Origin of the sequence: uncultured Tateyamaria sp. (assembly GCF_947503465.1) — a bacterium.
Taxonomy (GTDB): Bacteria; Pseudomonadota; Alphaproteobacteria; order Rhodobacterales; family Rhodobacteraceae; genus Tateyamaria.
Genome location: NZ_CANNDN010000001.1, coordinates 384,428 through 404,316, shown reverse-complemented (window position 1 = coordinate 404,316; position 19,889 = coordinate 384,428). Strand labels below are relative to the sequence as shown.

Here is a 19,889-nt window from a genome sequence, read left to right as displayed (position 1 = left end):
ATGGCCGACCGAGACCGCCCCCTGCTCGCCGTTCTGTTTGACGCAGACAACGTGCCCGCCAAATATGCCGACGCCATCCTGCGCGAGGTGACCTCTATCGGAGAGCCCGCCCTGCGCCGCGTCTATGGCGACTGGACATCCGGCAGGCTCAAGGCCTGGTCGGAACGGATCCTCGAACTGGGACTTGTGGCGCACCAGGACACGTCGAACACCACCGGCAAGAATGCCAGCGACATCGGACTTGTCATCGACGCCATGGACATCCTGCACGGGGGCCGTTTCGACGGGTTTGTCATCGTGTCGTCCGACAGCGACTTCACGGCGCTGGCCAATCGTCTGCGCGAGGATGGGCTGACCGTCATCGGCATCGGCGAAGCCAAGGCACCCGAGGCGCTGCGCAACGTCTGCAATCGCTTCATCCTGATCGAGAACCTGATTGGCGAACCTCAGCCCGCAAAGGGCCGCGCCAAGGCCGACGACGCCCTGTCGCTGATTGAAGGGGCCATGGACAAGATCGACCAGGACGACGACTGGTATGCGCTGGGCCAGATCGGCCAGGCGATCCAGAATGCCCACCCCGACTTTGACACGCGGACCTACGGGCACCGCAAGTTGTCCGCGCTGGTCGATGCGCTCAAGGGTGTCGAGACACGCAAACAGGGCAACCAGCTGATGATGCGCCTGAAACGGGCGGGATAAGGCCATGGACAACCTGCGCGGTGCCGGCCTCATGGTCATGGCAATGCTGTGCTTCGCCATCGAGGACATGTTCATCAAGCTGCTGGGGGGCGCGATCCCCGTGGGCCAGCTTCTGGCGCTGCTGGGCGCAGGCGGCGTCCTGATCATGGCGGGCGCGTGCCTCTATCAACGCCAACCGATGCTCAGCCGCGACCTGCTTTCTACCCCGGTGATGATCCGAAACGCGGGCGAACTGATCGGCACGCTGGGCTTTGTCACCGCACTGGTGCTGGTCCCGCTCGCGACCGCCTCGGCCATCCTGCAAACGACACCGCTGATGGTCACGCTGGGTGCGGCACTCTTTCTGGGCGAAGCGGTAGGCTGGCGGCGCTGGCTTGCCATCTGCGTGGGGCTTTGCGGCGTGCTTCTGATTGTGCGTCCGGGGCTTGAAGGGTTTGACTGGAACGTGCTGTTCGCCGTGCAGGGCATGCTCGGCCTGTCCATCCGCGACCTCGCCACGCGGCGCGTCCCTGCACAATTGTCGGCTCTGCAACTCAGCTTCGTGGCGTTTGCGTTGCTGGTGCCAACCGGTGCCGCGCTCATGATGGCGACCGGAACGGACTATGTCCCGCCAACCCCGCGCGAATGGGGCATCGTCGCCATCGCCGCACTGATCGGCGCCTTTTCGTACCGGTTCATCGTCATGGCCATGCGCATTGGCGAGGTCAGCTTTGTCACCCCGTTCCGCTATACGCGCATGATTTTCGCCCTGATCATCGGCGTGCTCATCTTTGCTGAAATCCCCGACACGCTGACATTGGTCGGTGTCAGCATCGTCATCGCCTCGGGCCTGTTCACCCTTTGGCGCGAACACATCAGGAAATCGCCGCGTGCGGCGTAAAGACCCTTGTTGTTAGCGCCACCATCGCGGTAGACGCTGCGTAACTTCTCGCTACAGGAGCCTTCCATGAGCACCATCATCGACATCCATGCCCGCGAAATCCTCGACAGCCGAGGCAACCCCACGGTCGAGGTCGACGTAACACTCGAAGACGGCACAATGGGCCGCGCCGCGGTGCCCTCGGGGGCCTCCACCGGCGCCTACGAGGCTGTGGAAAAGCGGGACGGAGACAAGGCGCGCTACAAGGGCAAAGGCGTGCTCGAGGCCGTCGCCGCGGTGAACGGAGAGATCGCGGAGGCGCTGGTGGGCATCGACGCCACCGAGCAAGTCGAACTTGATCAGGCGATGATCGAACTTGATGGCACCGACAACAAGGGTCGTCTCGGCGCAAATGCCATCCTTGGTGTCTCCTTGGCCGCCGCAAAGGCCGCCGCCGACTGGACCTCGCAACCGCTTTATCGCTACGTGGGCGGCACATCGGCCCGCATCCTGCCCGTCCCGATGATGAACATCATCAATGGCGGCGAACACGCGGACAACCCCATCGACATTCAGGAATTCATGATCATGCCGGTGGCGGCGGACAACATCCGCGAAGCTGTGCGCATGGGCTCGGAGGTGTTCCACACACTGAAGAAAGAGCTGTCCGACGCGGGGCTCAGCACCGGTATCGGGGACGAAGGCGGGTTCGCACCCAACATCAGCTCCACCCGTGACGCGCTTGATTTTATTTTGAAATCTGTTGAAAAGGCAGGCTACAAACCGGGCGAGGACATCCACCTCGCCCTTGATTGCGCGGCCACAGAATACTTCAAGGACGGCAAGTATGTCCTTGTAGGCGAAGGCAAAACGCTGTCCTCCGAAGAAAACGCCGCCTATCTTGAGGCGTTGGTGAACGATTACCCCATCATCTCGATCGAGGATGGGATGGGCGAAGACGACTGGGATGGTTGGAAGGCCCTGACTGACGCCATCGGCGACAAGGTGCAGCTGGTCGGTGACGATCTGTTCGTGACCAACCCCGTCCGACTGGCCGAAGGGATCGAACGCGGATGCGCCAACTCGATGTTGGTAAAAGTCAATCAAATCGGCAGCTTGACAGAAACCCTTAAAGCGGTCGATATGGCCCATCGGGCCCGGTACACCAACGTGATGTCCCACCGCTCGGGCGAGACGGAGGATGCGACCATTGCCGACCTCGCCGTCGCCACGAATTGCGGCCAGATCAAGACCGGATCGCTTGCGCGCTCGGACCGGCTTGCCAAATACAACCAACTGATCCGCATCGAAGAGATGCTGGGCGAAAGCGCGGAGTATGCGGGCCGTTCCATCCTGAAGTGATCAGCGCCTTTGCCAGGGCCGTGGGCGGCACGCTCGCCCACGTCACTGCCTCGTCCAACCTCGCGTCGATCCACGTGACCGGATTGCGGCCTGCCGCGCAACTGGCCCGTGACGCACGCGTGGACGATGCCACGATCGCAATGCGCGACCGCCGGTTGCGCATCGGTTCGGCCACCCTCAACCACCAAAAACCCATCCTGCATGGGTTGAACGCGGCCTATCGCGTTCTGGACGGACACACGCCGCACAGCTGGGCACGGCAACTCGACACCCGCATCTTTCTTTGGCCCGCGCGCAAGGGCCGTGCCTTTGCCGCTTCGATTGAACGCGAACTTGATATCTCTGTGCTGTGGCTGGATGCAGGGCGTCTGGCGCAGGCCATTGGTGCACATATCGACCTCAGCCCCATAAATTCCGGCAATTTCACCCAAGGCGGGGCACATGCCCATCGCGGCGACTGGTTGTACGTGCCCCTGACGGCGGGGCTTGATGCCTTTCGTCGCAACCGCGTAAAGCGCGGGCTCAAGCGCACACCCGACACCGTGACCGAGGTTTCGCTGCGCTGCCCCATTGCACCAGACCTTCTGCGCGATTTACTGATACGGCATGACTGACCTGTCCATCCGCCCCGCAACCCGCGACGACATGGATGATGTGGCACGCCTGTGCTGGGCCTACCGCGACCTGCTGGTCGAACGGTCCCAAGGGTTACCGCCTGTCGTCGACACGTATTACGCCCGCGACAGCTATGCCGCATTGATTGCGGACCTGCCACGCATCCACGCCCGGCCCAAGGGCGACATCCTGATCGCGACGTTGGCTGGACAGACTGTAGGCTGTGCGATGTACTATCCCCTGACCGCGCCCGGCACGACCGAGATCAAGCGCGTCTTTGTCGATCCGGCAGGGCGCGGCACCGGTGCAGGCCGCGCGCTGATGCAGGATGCCATGGCGCGCGCCCGCGCCGATGGCTATACCCGCGTCGTGCTGGACACGATCAGCCCGCTGACCGAGGCGATCGCGCTCTACGAACGGTTGGGCTTCACGCCCTGCGCCCCGTTTTACGACCCCGACCCCGCCTTTGCCCCCTATCTGCGCTTTTTCGATCACCGGCTCTGAAACCGGTCCACGGTGTAAGGGGCAGCGAGGGCCGCTTGCCTGTTGCTCAGCGGACGCCCTGTGACCTGCGCCGCCACCAGCTCGGCCGCGATGGCCGCAAGGGTCACGCCGGAATGCATCACAGCGACAAAGCACCCCCTTGGGCCAGCGGGCCCAAAAACCGGCAGCCCATCCTGTGGCACCGGACGATGCGCCAGCATCACCTGATCCCAGGCGATAACGTGCTGCGGCAGCAACGCACGCAGACGCGCCACAGCCACATCCGCCGCATGATCCAGCGGCGCATCAACCCGATCGGCCTCATCCGCCTGATGGTTGGCTGCGGTCGGGGTCCAGATGTGACCCTGCGCGTCCTGGCGCACCTCTGCGTCCGGGGTCACGAGAACATGGGTCATCACCTGCGGGACAGGACGGGTGCGCACCATCACACCGGGCCGGTCCAACATCGGCAAGGTCACGCCCAGCGGCGCCAACAGATCGGGGCTCGCCGTTCCGGCAGCGATCACGACACGGTCCGCCGCCATAAAGCCCTGCCCGGTGTGCACGCCCGTCACCGCCCCGCCTGCCGTTGCAACGGCTTCAGCCCGCACGCCCCTGACACGCCGCACGCCGGCCAGCAACCGCTCTGCCGTGGCCGCCGGCGCCGCCACCCCTTCGATACCAAATCGCAAGGCGCGGTCCGGCGCGGCGACATGTGGCTCAAGGGTCCGAAAGGCACCCTGCTCCACGCGCTCGACATCATATCCCAACTCCGCAAGTTCGGCCTGCTGCGCCTCAAGCGCGGCGCCCTGCACGTCCCAGCACAGGCAACCGGTCCACTCCACGGCAACACCCAGCCGACGCCACGCCTCGATCCCCGCCTGACGCAGGCGAAAATGATCCGGGGTCAGAAAGAAACTGGCGTTGATCCACCCAAAGGACGCAGCCGTCGCACCCGCGCCCGCCTCCAACACGATGACATCCTCCCCCTGACCGCGCAGCTGATGCGCAATGGCCGCCCCGATGATGCCGCCCCCCACGACAATGGTCTTCATGGTCTTGCCCCCCTGTTGCGCGCACCCTACCGTCGCGGCATGACCGCACAAGAGATCATCGCCCATCTGGGCCTGCAACCGCACCCCGAAGGCGGGCATTATCGCCAGACCTGGATGGCCGAAAACGGCGGGCGCGCGACGGGCACCTGCATTTACTTCCTGCTGGCGGCGGGGGAAAGCAGCCATTGGCACAAGGTCGACGCGACCGAAATCTGGCTTTACCACGCAGGCGCGCCGCTGGTGCTGTCGCTCTGTGCCGACGATGCTGGACCGGCACAGGATCACCTGCTGACGCCCGACCTGAGCGCAGGCGCGCCACAGATCATCGTGCCCGAAGGCCAGTGGCAGGCCGCCCGCACAACCGGCGACTACACGCTGGTCAGCTGTACCGTCTCTCCCGGTTTCCAGTTCGAGGGCTTCACGCTGGCCGCCCCCGGCTTCGACATCCCGCGTCAGGGATAGCTGACCGTACCGCCCCCCACAGCGGCCCGCACACCCGTCGTCCCCGGACAAGAGGTCGGCAGCCCGCGCGCCACGCGCACGGCAAGAAAGGCAAACGCCTGCGCCTCCAGCATGTCGCCATCCAGTCCCACCGCCTCGACCGGGCGGACCGGGCAATCCAGCGACACGTCCAGCATCTTCATCAGAACGGGGTTGTGCCGCCCCCCACCCGTCACCAGAACCTGACCGGGCGGGCGCGGACAATGTTGCATCGCCTCGGCGACACCTGCCGCACACATGGCGGTCAGCGTGGCTGCGGCATCCGCATCGCTGAGTTCGCCGACCAGTCCCACCATCTCGGCAAAATCGTTCCGGTCAAGGGATTTGGGCGGGATACGGGCAAAATACGGCTCCGCCAGAAACAGCTCCAGCGCGCCGGCCTCGACCGTGCCAGAAGACGCGATGCGCCCCCCTGCATCAAAGGGCACGCCGCGCCGCGCCTGTATCAGATCGTTGATGGGCGCATTTGCCGGTCCCGTATCAAAGGCCAGCAACGCGCCCTCGTCTTCGGGCCGCACCGCTGCGGGATCAACCCATGTCAGGTTACCCACCCCGCCCAGGTTTAAAAAAGCGACCGGGCCGTCGGCGCCCATCCACTTGGCGCAGGCAAAGTGGAAGAAGGGGGCCAGCGGTGCACCCTCGCCCCCGAGTTCGACATCCGCCGACCGGAAATCCCACACCACGGGACGGTCCAGCGCACGGGCCAGCGCCGCCCCGTCACCCAGTTGCAATGTGCCTTGCAGACGCGGCGCGTGGGCCACGGTCTGGCCATGAAACCCAACCAGATCGACGGCTGCAAACCGGCCCAAAAGCGCCGTGTGCGCGTCCATGACGACCCGGGTCGCAGGGTCCAACGCAGGCCCGTGCCAGTGGCCAAGCGCGGCGCGCAGAACATCACGTTCCCCGTCTGTGTACGCACGGTAATCATGCGGGCCAAACCCGTGAATGGTCACGCCATCCGTGCGCAGGACCGCAGCATCCACCCCGTCCAGCGATGTGCCCGACATCGCCCCAAGTGCTGTGATCACGGCCCGTTTTTCCCGCACCATATCCCTGGCCTTATCCATGGCCTTTTCCTTTGCCCGTCCGCCGCTTATAGACTGCGGCAGCGCTGATCCAAGGACAAGCCAAATGACCTACACACCCCGTTCCGATTTTCTGCACGTGATGCAAAGCCGCGGGTTTCTGGCCGACTGCACAGACATGCAGGCGCTGGACGACACCCTGCTGACGCCCGGGCAATCGGCCTATATCGGCTTTGACGCGACGGCCAAATCACTGCATGTGGGCTCGCTCATCCAGATCATGATGCTGCGCTGGTTCCAGAAAACGGGGCACACGCCCATCACGCTGATGGGCGGCGGGACAACCAAGGTGGGTGATCCGTCCTTCCGCGCCGATGAACGCCCGCTGCTGGGTCCCGAACAGATCGACGCCAATATCGCGGGCATCAAACAGGTGTTTTCGGCCTATATCGACTACGACGCCGGCGCGATGATGCTGAACAATTCCGCGTGGCTGGATGATCTCAACTACCTCGATTTCCTGCGCGACATCGGGCGGCATTTCTCGATCAACCGAATGCTGTCGTTTGAATCGGTCAAATCCCGGCTCGACCGCGAACAGTCCCTGTCCTTCCTCGAATTCAATTACATGATCCTGCAGGCCTATGACTTCATGGAATTGCACCGCCGCCATGGCTGCATCCTGCAAATGGGCGGCTCGGATCAATGGGGCAACATCGTCAACGGCATCGACCTGACGCGCCGCGTGATCGAGGGCGAGGTGTATGGCCTCACCTCTCCGCTGCTTACGACGTCGGACGGCAAGAAGATGGGCAAATCCCAGTCCGGTGCCGTGTGGCTGAATGCCGAGATGCTGAGCGCGTACGAGTTCTGGCAATTCTGGCGCAACACCACTGACGCCGATGTGGGACGGTTCCTCAAGCTGTATACCGAACTGCCGCTGGACGAATGCGAACGTCTTGGCACGCTCGAAGGGTCCGAGATCAACGAGGCCAAAGCCCGCCTCGCGACCGAGATCACGACGCTGTTGCACGGTGCCGAGGCCGCAGCCGCCGCGGCGCAGACCGCGCGCGACGTCTTTGAAAAAGGCGGCGTAGGGGACGACCTGCCGACCCTGACCCTCAGCCCCGCGGACGTGGGCGACGGCATTTCCATCGTGCAGCTGATCGTGAAATCTGGCCTCGCCGGGTCCGGGAAAGAGGCCAAGCGCCTGATCGCCGAAGGCGGGGCAAAGATGAATGACGCACCATTAACCGAAGCAGGCACCATGATTGATGCAGCAGCGCTTGCCGATCCGATCAAGCTGTCAGCCGGGAAGAAACGCCATGCGCTTGTTCAGCTTGGTTAGCGCAATTGCTCTGGTTGCAGGACCCGCCGCCGCGGATTGCGCCGGGTTCCTCAGCAGGCTGCAGAAGCCGGACCGCGTGGCGCGCATATGCTCTGCCGAAGCCACGATGCCATTCGATATTCGCGGCCGCTGGATCGACAAGCGTTTCGTGGCCTTTGCCAGCGCGGAACGCTTTGAGGGGGATGACAAGGTTCAGAAAGTCGGACTGTTGGATGGCGATGGCCGTCCCTTTACCACGGTCGCCGCAGCCACACGTGCAGCGCAATGGTTTGACAAAAGCACCCGGTGCAGTGTCAACAGCGTCATCTATGTCGCGGGCGGCGTGACAACGGCCCGCATGGTCTGCCCCGCAGACAATTGAGGGTGATGAGCGCCCGAGAAGGTTAATTTTCGACCGTACGGTCAATTCTGTCCCCGCGGGGACAGATCAGCCCATCCGGTTCAGAACCGCCCGCGCGGCGCGCAAACCCGGGTCCGCCCCCCCCCGGCCCAGCAGGTCCATGGTCAACTCCATCGCGTCGCGCTGTGCGTCTGGATCGGCCAACAGACCCTGCATCGCGCGCACGACATTGTCCGCGTTGAAATCCTTGCCGACAACCTCAGGCACGATGCGCGTGTCTGCCACGTGGTTGATCAGGCTGCCTGTGTCGGTTGTGACCATGCGGCTGATGATCGCGCGGCTCAGCCAGTGCAGATCATAGGCGCTGACCATGGGTGTGCCCGCCGCGGCAAGCTCAAGCGCAACGGTGCCGGATGTCGCAAGCGCCACGTCAGCCGCGGCAAAGGCCACGCGTTTTTCGGCCAGCGCCGCATCGGCGTCCTGCCCGCGCGGGTCCAGAACCAGCGGTGCGATGGGCCATTTCGAGACCTCGGTCCGCACCGCATCGGCGACGGACCCCGCCGCTGGCACCACCAGTTTCATGTCAGGCCGTGTGCGTGCCAACCGGCCAAGCGCCTCGCCGAACACCGGGCTCATCCGCGCCACTTCGCCCCGGCGCGATCCCGGCAGGACGAGGATCAGGGGGGCCGCGTCATCCAGACCATGCTGCGCACGAAATTCCGCCTGTGCGGCGGCGCTGGCGCGCGGCACCGTTGCTGCAGGATGACCGACAAAGTCGCACTGCATCCCTTCGGCTTCCATGTAGGGCGGCTCGAACGGGAACAGCGCCAGCACGTGGTCGATCATCGCCGCCATCTTCTTGGCCCGTTCCGGGCGCCAGGCCCACACGGTTGGCGCCACATAGTGCACGGTGCGGATGTCCGACGCTGCCTTGACCAGCCGGGCCACCCGCAGCGAAAAGTCGGGGCTGTCGATGGTGATCAGGACATCCGGCGCGGTATCGATGACGGCCTGCGCTGTCTCGGCAATCCTGCGCTTGAGGTGCCGATACTTGGGCAATACCTCGGCAATGCCCATCACTGTCAGCTCGGACATGTCAAACCGGCTGACAAGCCCCCTCGCCTGCATCAACGGACCACCAATACCGTCAAAGGCAACGCCGGGCACTTGGCTTTTCAGTCCCGCCATCAGGGCCGCCCCGAGCGCGTCGCCAGAGGGTTCTCCGGCCAGGATAAAGACCTTCAACGCACCCATAGAAAAAGCCCCGCCTCATCCAGAATGCGCAGGACCTCGGCCCGGTCGAGCACCATGACACCACCCGCCGCGATCACCATGCCGTCCAGCCGGGCGTCAACAACCGCGCGGGCCGTGCCGGGGCCGATGGTCGGTAAGTCCGCGCGGTGGTCCTGACCGGGTTTCGGTGCCTTGAAAAAGACGCCCCCCGCCTGTTTCGCCCGCGCCTCGGCCACGGGGCCCGACAGCCAATCGGCGGCGTCATCCAGCATCCCGCCCACCATATCCATGGCCGCGCCGAATGGATCATCAGCGCCGGACGGCGGGGGCGCGGGGCGCGGCTCTGACAGGCTGCGCAACATCGCATCCGTACCGCGCGCATCCTCTTGGGCAATGACCTGCGCATCGCGGATCACGCAGGACTGACCCAGATCGGACCGTCCCTGTTCAATAGACACCTGTTCCGCCGCCCTGATCTGTACGTCAAGATCATCAGGCGTCTGCACCCGGGTCAGCACACCCGCGGGCGGCAGAAGGTCGGGGACAAGCGTATGCGCCCCATGCACGACCATCCCACGCTGTTCAAACAGACCCAGAATGGCGCGCAACGCAGCATCCTCACCGTCCTTGACGGCCTTTGCCAATGTCGGGACCAGCGGCATCGTGCGACCATCAAGCCTGAGCGGGTTGAACCCCGGTCGCTGGATCGCGCCGCAGAAACAGACGTCCGTGACACCCCGTTTGACCAGACGGTGCAGCAGCGTTCCGATGGTTTCGAGACGGAACCAAAGATCAACCTCCAGCCCGTCGGGCGCGTGCCCGTCCAGCGCGCAGATCAGGGGGGGAGCGGATTGATGCGCCGCAACGATGGAGGGCAGCGCGCCCGCGCCGGTGACAAGCGCCAGCATCAGCGCGGCGTCAGGAACGACCGGTCGCTGTCGCCCATCACGAACGCCACGATTTCGCGCACATAGGCGCTGTCGGTTTCCTTGCCCAAGCGGTCCGCACGATCGTGGAATGTCCCCTCGCCCTGCGCCAGCATCTGGAACGCGGCGCGCAAGGCGGTGATGTCGCTGCGCGCCACGCCCCGGCGCTTGAGCCCAACGAGGTTCAGCCCGTCAAGTTCGCCGCGCGGCGCCTGTACGAGACCGTATGGAATGACATCATTGGTGACCATGGTCACGGCACCGATAATGGCGCCCCGTCCAATCCGCACAAACTGGTGAATTCCCGAGAGACCGCCGACAATCACGTCGTCTTCAAGCACGCAGTGCCCCGCGACAGCAGCCGAGTTCACGACAATGACCCTGTCGCCCACATGCGCGTCATGGGCGATATGACACCCGGCCATGAACAGGCCATCATCGCCGATCCGTGTCACGCCGCCGCCACCTTCGGTGCCGCCATTCATCGTCACGTGTTCACGGATGCGATTGCGCTTGCCAATCACAAGTCGGCTGGCTTCGCCCTTGAATTTGAGGTCCTGTGGCACTTCGCCGATGACGGCGAAGGAGAAAACGGTTGTGCCCGCTCCGATCTCTGTGTGCCCGGTGACCACCACATGGCTTTTGAGGACCACATCCGGTCCCACCACCGCATTTTCACCAATCACGCAGAACGGGCCAACCGAGGCCGAGGGATCGATCTGCGCGCCGGGTTCGACCACGGCCGAGGGATGAACACCCGGGCTGCTCATGCTGTGGGCAGGTCCATCATGGCGGTGAATTCGACCTCGCACGCCATTTCGCCGTCAACTTCGGCCACGCCGGCAAATTTCCAGACCTTGCCGCCGGGTTTGCCCCGCGTCGTGGACACCTTCAGCTGCAACACATCGCCCGGTACGACCATGCGGCGGAATTTGCATTTGTCGATGGACATGAAATAGACCAGCAGGTTCTTGTCAGCCAGATCAAGCGCGACCCCCACCATCACCGCAGCGCTTTGTGCCATCGCTTCTACAATCGTGACACCGGGCATGATCGGGTGGCCGGGAAAATGGCCCTGAAAATGCGGCTCGTTCATCGTGACATTCTTGATGCCCGTGGCCGATTGATAGCCGTCAATGTCGACAACCTTGTCCACCAGCAGAAACGGATAACGATGGGGGATGATCCGCTGGATCAGGCCAATGTCGGCAGTTTTCAGATCAGATGTCATGCAGTGCCCGAAGCCTTTTGTCGTTGGTCTTGTTGTGGTCTTTGCCTAGCAAGAGCGGCGCGTGCCCGCAAGCATGGCTACGGCGTGTCGCTACCGTCCCCGAGAAAGCCGTTCATCCGTTCGATCGCCAGATCCGTGATGTCGATGGCATTGGCGCTGACAAAGACGCTGCGCTGTTCGAGGATCACGGCGGCACCTGCGTCCCGCATGATCGTTTCAAGGACAGGCGCGGCAGACGCCAGGAACCGGTCCCTGTTCTGTTCCAGAAGGCTCGCGATTCCCCGGTTGCGTGCGTCGCGGTCGCGCCGGATCACTTCGACCCGTGCGTCAAAGGCGTCAGCGAGTTCGCGAAAGGCCTCGGGCTCCAGTTCGGACCGCTGTTCCGTCAGGGCCTGTTCTTCGGCTTCGAGTTCCGCCTGGATCTTCCGATTGTCTTCGGACAAAGCGGTTGTTTGCGCCTCGATTTCCTGCAGAACACGCTGCCCAAAGGCGCTGTCCCGATAAAACCGTTCGCTGTCGATGGTCAGGATGGGGCTGCGCACATCCTGGGCGGTTGTGGCCATGGCCCAGACCAGGGCCACGACCAAGAGGACAAGGGCGCGCGCCAGCTTGCCCATCCGCCTAGAACGTGGTCGAGATGGTCAGGTCGAAGGTCTGTTCCCGGTCGAACTCTTCCTTGCGCAGCGCATTTGTGAAGTTCAGACGCAGCGGACCAATGGCCGTATCCCAGAAGATCGAGAACCCGATCACATGGCGGAACGATCCGCCTTCGCCGACGACGTTGCCACCGGACAGATCAATGCCCCCCAGATCCCACAGGTTGCCGACGTCATAGAACACGCCCCCACGGATGCCGATTTCCTCGGGCAGGCCCAGTGGGAATTCGGCCTCGAACCGGGCTGCGACAAACAGATTGCCGCCCAGCGGATCGGGGTCTTCGCCCTGGGTATCCAGGTCACGTGGACCGATACCGCCGGGTTCAAATCCCCGGATCACGCTGGGGCCCAGCACAAACCTGTCAGAGGACCGGCTGGTCCCGTCGCCAAAGGACAGGTAGCCCGCTTCGAGCGTGGCGCGCAGCGTGACCTCTTCATTGAAGGCAAGGCGTTGACCGACCAGGCGACCACGGGTGCGGATGAACTCCTGATCACCTCCAATGCCCGCGAATTCCTGCGACAACTCGAACAGGATGCCCGCGTTCGGGTTCAGGCCGCGATCCCGTGTATCGTAGGTGTAGGTGTAGCCAAGCGACGACGTCACCAGATCGCCGGCATCGATTTCGCGTTGGACAATGGCACCGTTGGCCACCGGATCGCGACCGATCAGCTCGTCCTTGAGGTAGGAGTAGCGCAGTTCGATCTGCCCGCGTTCGCTGACCGGGAACAAGATGCTGGGACGGAATACAAGCGACTCTGTATCGTAGTTGGCGAAACTGGAATCCGTTTCGCTGAACTGCAGGTTCAGGCCAAAGGCGACGTTGCGACCCAGGAAGGCAGGTTCAACGAAGTTGATCCCGTATTGTTCGGCTTCCTCGGCGGTGGAGAAGTTGAAGCCCAGCGTCTGACCACGTCCCAGGAAGTTGCGTTCCGTGAAGCTGACAATCAGGCCAAACCCGTCATCCTGCGAAAACGCGCCCCCGAAGTTCAACGCACCGGTGGGTCGTTCTTCGACGTCTACGTCTATGACAACCTGCTCTGGCGTGGACCCTTCGCGCGCGTTCACCTCGGCCACGCCGAAATATTCGAGCGCGCGGATCCGTTCCGCCGCATCGCGGATTTCGCGCGGGTTGAACGGGTCGCCTTCGGCGATGAGGAACTGGCGGCGGATTACGCGGTCCAGCGTCGTTGTGTTGCCTTCGATGTCGATCCGTTCAACAAAGACGCGCGGGCCGCGGTTGATGACAAATTCGACATCCAGCGTCAGATCGCGGTCATTGCGGCTGACCCGCGGTTCCACACGCAAAAAATCGACGCCGTCCCGTTGGCCCTGCCGTTCGAGGCGGGTGATTTCCTGTTCGACCAGGCTGGGCGAGTAGATGACCCCGGGCCGGACCTTGATCAGCTGCTCATACTGGTCGGCATCCACCTCGGCCAATTCGCTGGTCACCGTGACTTCGCCGAAGGAAAATTGCTGGCCTTCCTGCACGTTGAAGGTCAGGAAAAAGCCGTCGCGTTCTTCGGTCAGCTGGGCATTGGTGCTGACGATGCGGAAATCGACATAGCCGCGCGAATTGTAGAAATCGGTCAGGACCTGGCGGTCGAACTGGATGCGATCCTCGACCAGCGTGTCGGATTGAATCAGCAGGCGGAAAATCCCTGCCTGCTTGGTATCCAGCACCCGGCGCAGGCGGCGGTCGGAATACACGCGGTTGCCCACAAAGCTGATGCGCTCGACCTCGACCACATCGCCTTCGAAAATCTCGAAGATCAGGTCAACACGGTTGTCGGTGCGCCGGATGATGCGGGGGGTGACCCGCGCCGCGGCGCGGCCCTGGGAACTATAGGCTTCGGCAATCGCGCTTGCGTCGCGTTCGGCCTGCGCGGGCGAGAACACCCGCCGTTCCTGGCTTTGAATAACTGCGGACAGCGCCTCGTCATCGACGCGGCGGTTCCCTTCGAAGGTCAAACGGTTGATCGTCGGAAATTCGGTGACCGTGATCAACAGGCGGCTGCCCTGGGCATCCACGGACACGGATTCGAACAAACCGCTGTTTTCCAGATTGCGCCGCGCGTCATTCACCTGCCCTGCGGTCAGCGTTTGACCCGGTGCGATTCCTGCCCGCGTAATGACCGCCGCGTCGCCGACGCGTTGGTTTCCTTCGACCACAATCTGCGTAAATCGAAAGCTCTGGGCCACTGCATGGGTCGTTGATGCGACCCAAGACACTGATACCAGTACCAAAATAGCTGCTACGCTTAGCGCCGCTCGCCCGCACATCCGTGCTTGCGCGACTGCGCCCCTCATCCCCAGTCCCATGGTTTTGCCCCACGTGTTCAGACATACAGTGACCACGTGAGTAACGGCATTGCGAGGTGTTGTCAAAAGCGCAAAACCCCGTGGATCACCACGGGGCATATAGCACATCTTGTGGATAAATTGGCGGCGCCTAGAGGCTGCCGATCCATGCCCCGGCGACCAGCGCAGCCGCCAGCGTCAGGCCATAGAGCGCCCGATCCCAGTTCAGCATCATCAAGAGGCTCAGGCCACGGTATCCGGTTTGAATCGTTTGCATCGTCTTATCCTCTGCTTGCGTCACGACCTAAGCGGAGAATGCGGCACCAGCGTGCATTGAATGTGGCGAAAATGGGGCGATTGCCCCATCGCTTCGGATTCTATGGGCAGAACAGATCATTGCCCAGGGCAAACAGCATGAGCGTCAGCACCAGGGCAAGGCCAAAGGTCATCAGGATGCGCAACGCCTTGTCGCTGGGAGGTTTGCCCGTCACAGCCTCGTAGGCATAGAACACAAGGTGCCCGCCATCGAGCGCGGGGATCGGGAAAAGGTTCAACAGGCCCACGGCCGTCGACAGCACCGCGATAAACCAGACAAAGCTTTGCGCGCCCTGACTGGCCATGGTGCCGGACACTTGCGCGATTCCAATCGGGCCAGACAGGTTGCAGGTGCTGATCGCGCCCGTGACCATATGACCCAGACCAGAGATGGAGCCGGTGATGATCCGCCATGTCTGCGCCACACCGCCCGTGACCGCATCGACCACACCGGGGCTTTCACTGGCGGGATCAAAGGCGTTGCCACTGGCAACCCCGATCCGCCACTGCGTGGCAAACCCGCCATCTTGCTGCGGCTCGTCCACGCGTTTGGGGGCGAGGCTTTTGGTCAGCATCTCGCCATTGCGCCACACGCCCAGATCCAGAGTGTTCCCGTCCGAGCCTTCCACGGCCGCGACAAGCTGCCGGAAGGCAAACACAGGTTCGCCATTGATCGACGTGATCACGTCCCCCTGCTCAAGACCTGCCGCAAGGGCCGCGCTGCGCGGGCTGACAGACCGAACGAGCGGCGGACGCAGATACGGTCCCTGGACGGTGATTTCGTCGCCGCCCCGTTCCACGGTGTAGTCCAGGACCCGTTCGAGCGGCAGGTTTTCCATGAGATCCACGTAGTCGGGGCTCGCGTAGCTGGGCACCGGGGTGCCATTGATCGCCAGCACCACATCGCCCGCCGCGAGTTCCTGCACCTCGGTGGGAAGCGGTTGGATGTCGCCCACGGTCAGCGGATCACGCGGCACACCGTTGGAATAGCCGACGATGGCAAATACAAGGATCGACAATGCGAAATTGAACACCGGCCCCGCCGCCACGGTCGCCGCGCGCGCCCAAAGGGGGGCGCCGTGCATGGTGCGGCGCAGCGCAGCCGGATCGGCCGCCGCCTCTTCCATCGCCTCGTCGTCCTTGCCCGACGCGGCGTTGGCATCACCCGCAAACTTGACGTAGCCGCCAAAGGGCAGCGCCGCGATCTGCCATTTGGTGCCGCGCTTGTCATAGCGGCTGAACAGAACCGGGCCAAAGCCGATGGAAAACACATCTGCATGGATGCCCGACCAGCGGCCCACGATGTAATGGCCGTATTCATGGATCGCGACGATGACGCTGAGCGCCACGACGAAAAAGAAGATGGTCCAGGCAAATCCGCCAAAGGCGGGGATCAGGGCCGTAATGTCCAAGGTTTTTATCCTGCTCTTTGCTCGATCACGTCGCGGGCGGCTTGTCGTGCCATTTGGTCCGCGTTTCGCACGTTATCAAGGGTCATTGGGGCATCAATGTGACCGGTCGGGGTGGTTTGCAACACCTCTTCGACGACCTCGGCCATGGCCTGGAAACCGATCTGCCCGGCAATAAAGCCATCCAGCGCGCTTTCCTTGGCCGCGTTGAACACGGCCCCCGCCAGCCCCCCCCGTTCCATCACTTCGCGCGCCAGTCGCAGCGCGGGCCAGCGGACCTCGTCCGGGGCGCGGAAGGTCAGTGCGCCGATCTGCGCCAGATCGAGCCGGTCCACCGGCAGTGCCTTGCGAACCGGGTGATGCAGCGCAAATCCGATGGCGTGGCGCATATCGGGCGGCCCCACATGGGCCATCAGCGCCCCATCGTTGAACCCAACCATGGCGTGGATCATCGATTCCGGGTGCACCAGCACCTCGATCTGGCTTGGTCGAACACCGAAATATTCCCGTGTTTCAATGAGTTCCAGCGCCTTGTTGAACATGGACGCGCTGTCGATGGTGATGCGCTGGCCCATGTCCCAATTGGGATGCGAAGAGGCTTGCGCCAGCGTCGCCGTCGCCAGCCTGTCCAGCGGCCAGTCGCGGAAGGCACCACCGCTGGCGGTGATGATGATACGTTCGACTGCCGTCATATCCTCGCCCAGCAGGGCCTGGAACACGGCGGAGTGTTCACTGTCCACGGGCAGCAATTGCGCCCCATGGGCCTTGGCCGTCGCAAGCACCAGCTGACCCGCGCACACCAGTGATTCCTTGTTGGCCAGCGCCAGCGTTGCGCCCTGTTCCAGCGCCCGCAGACCGGGTTCAAGCCCGGCGGCGCCGACAATGGCCGACATCACCCAATCTGCGGGGCGCTGTGCCGCTTCGATCAGGGCGGATGGGCCGGCCGCGGCCTCGACCCCCCTGCCCGCGAGGGCGTCGCGCAAGGCGTCGAGCCGGGTTTCGTCCGCCGTGATCGCGATGTCGGCCCGCAGCCGGATCGCGTCCGCAGCCAGGGTTTCGATGTTCGATGCGCCGGTCAGCGCCACCACGTCATACGCCTCGGGATCGCGTGCAATGAGATCGATTGTGTTCTGGCCGATCGATCCCGTCGCGCCGAAGATCGAAACCTTGCGGGTCACAGAACGCCCCCCGGGAAACCGGCCACCTCGCCCAGCATCAACAGGAATACGGAGGCCCCCAGCATCCCGTCAAAGCGATCAAGCACGCCGCCATGGCCGGGGATCAGGCTGGAACTGTCCTTGACCCCCATGCGCCGCTTCATCGCGCTTTCGCCGATGTCGCCCATCTGGCTGGCCATGGAGAGGGCAACGGACACCCCCACAAGCTGAAGCGTTGCATCCGTATTGATGGCAAAGACGGCGCCCACGCCCCCTGCCCCGATCCAGCCCGCGACGGTGCCGGACCATGTCTTTTTCGGGCTCACGCGCGGCCAGAATTTGGGTCCGCCAAAGGTGCGACCGGCAAAGTATCCAACCACATCGGTCGCAACCACCACCATCACCAGCCAGATCATCCAGCCAAAGCCCAGGTCGTCGCGCACCTGCATCATGCCAAAGCCCGCCATCAGCACCAGAACCGTGAAGATCATGTAGGTCGACCGGTTCTGCGCCAGTTGCCCCAGCCCCACCATGCACGGGGCCAGAAGGATCGGCAGGGCCAGCCCCACCGGCAGGTAGATCGCCAGCAGGACCGCAGAGCCCGACACCGCGCCCAACTGCATTGCCAGGGCGGATTGTGCGGGCGACACGATCCGCACCAATTCCCACACCATCAGACCGCAGACCACCGCGACAAGAACATGGAAGACGTCACCGCCCATCCAGATGCCCCATATGCCCACCAGCACCATCAGCAGGCCAGAGCCCATGCGGGCGGCAAGGTCTGACCACTTTTCGGTCATGTCTTGATACCGCCATACCGGCGCTCGCGTCCCCCGTAGGAGGCGCACAGGGCCGTGAATTCCGCGCGGCTGAAATCGGGCCACAGCGTGTCGATGAATTCGTATTCGGCATAGGCCGATTGCCAGAGAAGAAAGTTTGATATCCGCGCCTCGCCCGACGTGCGGATCACAAGATCAGGATCCGGCAGCACGTAGGTATCAAGGTAGCGGGGCAGCGTTTCCTCGTCGACTTCGTCGGGGTGCAGCTTGCCATCTGCGACGTCCCGTGCCAGGCGTTGGGTTGCGCGCGCCACCTCGTCCCGGCCGCCGTAGTTCAACGCGATCGTGAGGTTCACGCTTGTGTTGCCCGACGTCAGCCTTTCCAGTTCGTCCATCAGCGCGATCAGCTTGGCATCCAGTCGCACACGGTCACCGATAAAGCGCACCCGCGCGCCAAATTCGTTCAGGGCACGCGTTTCCTTTGAGATATAGCGGCGAAACAGGCTCATGAGCCCGGCCACCTCGACCTGGGTCCGTTTCCAGTTCTCTGTCGAGAAGGCAAAGATGGTCAGATACTCGACCCCGATATCGGGACAGGTTTCGACAATCTCGCGCACACGGCGTGCGCCTGCGTGATGTCCGAAGAGGCGCGGACGGCCCCGTTGCGTGGCCCAACGGCCATTGCCATCCATGATGATGGCGACGTGGCGGGGACCGGTATGTGAGGCGTCTGCGATGGTATGGTCCTTGCGGATGGTCTGGCGAAGGCCCCGTCCCCGGAGTTCCGCCCTTCAACTCCCCAAACGCTCCCCCGGAGCGTTTGCCGGGCCACAGGCCCGGTGCGGTCATCAAACCTGCATGATCTCGGCTTGTTTTGTTTCAAGCGCAGTATCGACGGCCTTGATATATTTGTCCGTCATTTCCTGCACTTCTTCCTGCCACAGCTTTTCATCGTCCTCGGACATGCCCTCGGCCTTGGCCTTTTTGATCTGGTCCATGCCGTCGCGGCGCAGGTTACGGATGCTGACGCGGGCGTTTTCGGCATAGCTGCCCGCAACCTTGCCCAGCTCGCGGCGGCGTTCTTCGTTCAGCTCGGGGATGGGCAGCATGATGATCGTGCCATTCAATTGCGGATTGATACCCAGGCCGCTTTCGCGAATGGCCTTCTCGACCTTTCCGACCAGCCCCTTGTCCCAGACATTCACCGTGACCATACGCGGCTCGGGCACGTTTACCGTACCCACCTGGTTGATCGGCGTCATCGAGCCGTAAGCGTCCACCATCACCGGTTCCAGCATCGATGCCGACGCGCGGCCCGTGCGCAACGACGCAAATTCGGTCTTGAGGTTCGCCATGGCGCCATCCATCCGGCGCTGAAGGTCGTCAGTGTCGAGCATGAAGTCGTCAGACATCGTATTCCCCGTGTTCGTCCAAGCCCATTCGGGCGCCTTTGGTTCGGGTATAATGCAACGGGCGGGCGGAACGCCAGAGGGGTTTGGTGCGGGATCATTTTCATGCCCTTGGTGCGCAAGCGCATCAAACTGAAAACGCACTCCACTGCTGCACTGCAAAGGACCGAATCGAGAAACTATGG

At 63.2% G+C, this 19,889-nt stretch carries 22 protein-coding genes; 8 read left to right on the top strand and 14 right to left on the bottom strand.

The window, feature by feature from the left end:
* From Q0844_RS02035 to Q0844_RS02015, 5 genes are all read left to right on the top strand, one after another.
* Positions 1-699 (top strand): NYN domain-containing protein, encoded by a 699-nt coding sequence (locus tag Q0844_RS02035; RefSeq protein ID WP_299041546.1) that lies wholly within the window; start codon positions 1-3, stop codon positions 697-699.
* Positions 700-703: 4 nt separating this feature from the next.
* A complete protein-coding gene (locus Q0844_RS02030) occupies positions 704-1,579 on the top strand; it encodes a DMT family transporter (RefSeq protein WP_299041543.1) in 876 nt (291 codons plus the stop codon).
* Positions 1,580-1,645: 66 nt separating this feature from the next.
* Positions 1,646-2,920: a phosphopyruvate hydratase gene (eno, locus tag Q0844_RS02025; protein WP_299041540.1), complete on the top strand. Its 1,275-nt coding sequence runs from the start codon at positions 1,646-1,648 to the stop codon at positions 2,918-2,920.
* A 20-nt stretch (positions 2,921-2,940) separates the two neighbouring features.
* On the top strand, positions 2,941-3,534 hold the full coding sequence (locus Q0844_RS02020; RefSeq protein ID WP_299041538.1) for a hypothetical protein: 594 nt from the start codon (positions 2,941-2,943) through the stop codon (positions 3,532-3,534).
* Positions 3,527-4,039 carry a GNAT family N-acetyltransferase gene (locus tag Q0844_RS02015; RefSeq protein WP_299041535.1) on the top strand — a complete coding sequence of 171 codons (513 nt, stop codon included), beginning with the start codon at positions 3,527-3,529 and terminating at the stop codon, positions 4,037-4,039. The genes Q0844_RS02020 and Q0844_RS02015 overlap by 8 nt, the downstream gene beginning before the upstream one ends.
* Here the strand turns inward: Q0844_RS02015 and Q0844_RS02010 are convergent.
* Positions 4,027-5,073, bottom strand: coding sequence for an FAD-dependent oxidoreductase (locus Q0844_RS02010; RefSeq protein ID WP_299041532.1), 1,047 nt, complete (start codon positions 5,071-5,073; stop codon positions 4,027-4,029). The genes Q0844_RS02015 and Q0844_RS02010 overlap by 13 nt on opposite strands.
* A 39-nt stretch (positions 5,074-5,112) precedes the next feature.
* Here Q0844_RS02010 and Q0844_RS02005 point away from each other — a divergent pair, with 39 nt between their 5' ends.
* Positions 5,113-5,535, top strand: coding sequence for a cupin domain-containing protein (locus Q0844_RS02005; protein ID WP_299041530.1), 423 nt, complete (start codon positions 5,113-5,115; stop codon positions 5,533-5,535).
* Here Q0844_RS02005 and Q0844_RS02000 read toward each other — a convergent pair.
* Positions 5,526-6,641 carry an anhydro-N-acetylmuramic acid kinase gene (locus tag Q0844_RS02000; protein WP_299041527.1) on the bottom strand — a complete coding sequence of 372 codons (1,116 nt, stop codon included), beginning with the start codon at positions 6,639-6,641 and terminating at the stop codon, positions 5,526-5,528. The two genes, Q0844_RS02005 and Q0844_RS02000, sit on opposite strands and share 10 nt — an antisense overlap.
* Positions 6,642-6,705: 64 nt before the next feature.
* On the opposite strand from Q0844_RS02000, the gene tyrS reads away from it, so the two are divergent.
* Together tyrS and Q0844_RS01990 are read left to right on the top strand one after the other, a co-directional pair.
* Complete coding sequence (gene tyrS, locus Q0844_RS01995) at positions 6,706-7,947, top strand: tyrosine--tRNA ligase (protein WP_299041524.1); 1,242 nt, start codon at positions 6,706-6,708, stop codon at positions 7,945-7,947.
* Positions 7,925-8,308, top strand: coding sequence for a hypothetical protein (locus Q0844_RS01990; RefSeq protein WP_299041523.1), 384 nt, complete (start codon positions 7,925-7,927; stop codon positions 8,306-8,308). Before tyrS ends, Q0844_RS01990 begins: the two co-directional genes overlap by 23 nt.
* Positions 8,309-8,374: 66 nt before the next feature.
* Here Q0844_RS01990 and lpxB read toward each other — a convergent pair whose 3' ends face one another.
* From lpxB to frr, 12 genes are all read right to left on the bottom strand, one after another.
* Positions 8,375-9,541 carry a lipid-A-disaccharide synthase gene (gene lpxB / locus Q0844_RS01985; protein ID WP_299041521.1) on the bottom strand — a complete coding sequence of 389 codons (1,167 nt, stop codon included), beginning with the start codon at positions 9,539-9,541 and terminating at the stop codon, positions 8,375-8,377.
* A complete protein-coding gene (gene lpxI, locus Q0844_RS01980; protein ID WP_299041520.1) occupies positions 9,529-10,428 on the bottom strand; it encodes a UDP-2,3-diacylglucosamine diphosphatase LpxI in 900 nt (299 codons plus the stop codon). The genes lpxB and lpxI overlap by 13 nt, the downstream gene beginning before the upstream one ends.
* Positions 10,428-11,216 (bottom strand): acyl-ACP--UDP-N-acetylglucosamine O-acyltransferase, encoded by a 789-nt coding sequence (lpxA, locus tag Q0844_RS01975; protein WP_299041519.1) that lies wholly within the window; start codon positions 11,214-11,216, stop codon positions 10,428-10,430. Before lpxA ends, lpxI begins: the two co-directional genes overlap by 1 nt.
* Positions 11,213-11,677, bottom strand: coding sequence for a 3-hydroxyacyl-ACP dehydratase FabZ (gene fabZ / locus Q0844_RS01970; RefSeq protein WP_299041518.1), 465 nt, complete (start codon positions 11,675-11,677; stop codon positions 11,213-11,215). Before fabZ ends, lpxA begins: the two co-directional genes overlap by 4 nt.
* Before the next feature lie 77 nt (positions 11,678-11,754).
* Positions 11,755-12,294, bottom strand: coding sequence for an OmpH family outer membrane protein (locus tag Q0844_RS01965; RefSeq protein ID WP_299041517.1), 540 nt, complete (start codon positions 12,292-12,294; stop codon positions 11,755-11,757).
* A 4-nt stretch (positions 12,295-12,298) separates the two neighbouring features.
* Positions 12,299-14,614, bottom strand: a complete 2,316-nt coding sequence (bamA, locus tag Q0844_RS01960) for an outer membrane protein assembly factor BamA (protein ID WP_299045176.1) — start codon at positions 14,612-14,614, stop codon at positions 12,299-12,301.
* A gap of 169 nt (positions 14,615-14,783) precedes the next feature.
* The gene (locus Q0844_RS01955) at positions 14,784-14,909 is read right to left on the bottom strand and encodes a hypothetical protein (RefSeq protein WP_299041515.1); all 126 of its coding nucleotides are present in this window, start codon (positions 14,907-14,909) and stop codon (positions 14,784-14,786) included.
* Positions 14,910-15,009: 100 nt separating this feature from the next.
* Positions 15,010-16,359, bottom strand: coding sequence for an RIP metalloprotease RseP (gene rseP / locus Q0844_RS01950; protein WP_299041513.1), 1,350 nt, complete (start codon positions 16,357-16,359; stop codon positions 15,010-15,012).
* A 5-nt stretch (positions 16,360-16,364) separates the two neighbouring features.
* Complete coding sequence (gene dxr, locus Q0844_RS01945) at positions 16,365-17,534, bottom strand: 1-deoxy-D-xylulose-5-phosphate reductoisomerase (protein ID WP_299041510.1); 1,170 nt, start codon at positions 17,532-17,534, stop codon at positions 16,365-16,367.
* Complete coding sequence (locus tag Q0844_RS01940; protein ID WP_299041507.1) at positions 17,531-18,316, bottom strand: phosphatidate cytidylyltransferase; 786 nt, start codon at positions 18,314-18,316, stop codon at positions 17,531-17,533. The genes dxr and Q0844_RS01940 overlap by 4 nt, the downstream gene beginning before the upstream one ends.
* Positions 18,313-18,987, bottom strand: coding sequence for a polyprenyl diphosphate synthase (gene uppS / locus Q0844_RS01935; RefSeq protein WP_299041505.1), 675 nt, complete (start codon positions 18,985-18,987; stop codon positions 18,313-18,315). The genes Q0844_RS01940 and uppS overlap by 4 nt, the downstream gene beginning before the upstream one ends.
* A 156-nt stretch (positions 18,988-19,143) precedes the next feature.
* Positions 19,144-19,707, bottom strand: coding sequence for a ribosome recycling factor (frr, locus tag Q0844_RS01930; protein WP_299041503.1), 564 nt, complete (start codon positions 19,705-19,707; stop codon positions 19,144-19,146).
* Between the last annotated feature and the right edge of the window lie 182 nt (positions 19,708-19,889).

What these genes read in the sequence shown, in the direction of transcription:
- Q0844_RS02035 (WP_299041546.1), top strand. Translation starts at nt 1, where the DNA reads ATGGCCGACCGAGACCGCCCCCTGCTCGCCGTTCTGTTTGACGCAGAC.
- Q0844_RS02030 (WP_299041543.1), top strand. Translation starts at nt 704, where the DNA reads ATGGACAACCTGCGCGGTGCCGGCCTCATGGTCATGGCAATGCTGTGC.
- eno (WP_299041540.1), top strand. Translation starts at nt 1,646, where the DNA reads ATGAGCACCATCATCGACATCCATGCCCGCGAAATCCTCGACAGCCGA.
- Q0844_RS02015 (WP_299041535.1), top strand. Translation starts at nt 3,527, where the DNA reads ATGACTGACCTGTCCATCCGCCCCGCAACCCGCGACGACATGGATGAT.
- Q0844_RS02010 (WP_299041532.1), bottom strand. Translation starts at nt 5,073, where the DNA reads ATGAAGACCATTGTCGTGGGGGGCGGCATCATCGGGGCGGCCATTGCG.
- Q0844_RS02005 (WP_299041530.1), top strand. Translation starts at nt 5,113, where the DNA reads ATGACCGCACAAGAGATCATCGCCCATCTGGGCCTGCAACCGCACCCC.
- Q0844_RS02000 (WP_299041527.1), bottom strand. Translation starts at nt 6,641, where the DNA reads ATGGATAAGGCCAGGGATATGGTGCGGGAAAAACGGGCCGTGATCACA.
- tyrS (WP_299041524.1), top strand. Translation starts at nt 6,706, where the DNA reads ATGACCTACACACCCCGTTCCGATTTTCTGCACGTGATGCAAAGCCGC.
- Q0844_RS01990 (WP_299041523.1), top strand. Translation starts at nt 7,925, where the DNA reads ATGCGCTTGTTCAGCTTGGTTAGCGCAATTGCTCTGGTTGCAGGACCC.
- lpxB (WP_299041521.1), bottom strand. Translation starts at nt 9,541, where the DNA reads ATGGGTGCGTTGAAGGTCTTTATCCTGGCCGGAGAACCCTCTGGCGAC.
- lpxI (WP_299041520.1), bottom strand. Translation starts at nt 10,428, where the DNA reads ATGCTGGCGCTTGTCACCGGCGCGGGCGCGCTGCCCTCCATCGTTGCG.
- lpxA (WP_299041519.1), bottom strand. Translation starts at nt 11,216, where the DNA reads ATGAGCAGCCCGGGTGTTCATCCCTCGGCCGTGGTCGAACCCGGCGCG.
- fabZ (WP_299041518.1), bottom strand. Translation starts at nt 11,677, where the DNA reads ATGACATCTGATCTGAAAACTGCCGACATTGGCCTGATCCAGCGGATC.
- Q0844_RS01965 (WP_299041517.1), bottom strand. Translation starts at nt 12,294, where the DNA reads ATGGGCAAGCTGGCGCGCGCCCTTGTCCTCTTGGTCGTGGCCCTGGTC.
- bamA (WP_299045176.1), bottom strand. Translation starts at nt 14,614, where the DNA reads ATGTGCGGGCGAGCGGCGCTAAGCGTAGCAGCTATTTTGGTACTGGTA.
- Q0844_RS01955 (WP_299041515.1), bottom strand. Translation starts at nt 14,909, where the DNA reads ATGCAAACGATTCAAACCGGATACCGTGGCCTGAGCCTCTTGATGATG.
- Q0844_RS01940 (WP_299041507.1), bottom strand. Translation starts at nt 18,316, where the DNA reads ATGACCGAAAAGTGGTCAGACCTTGCCGCCCGCATGGGCTCTGGCCTG.
- uppS (WP_299041505.1), bottom strand. Translation starts at nt 18,987, where the DNA reads ATGGATGGCAATGGCCGTTGGGCCACGCAACGGGGCCGTCCGCGCCTC.
- frr (WP_299041503.1), bottom strand. Translation starts at nt 19,707, where the DNA reads ATGTCTGACGACTTCATGCTCGACACTGACGACCTTCAGCGCCGGATG.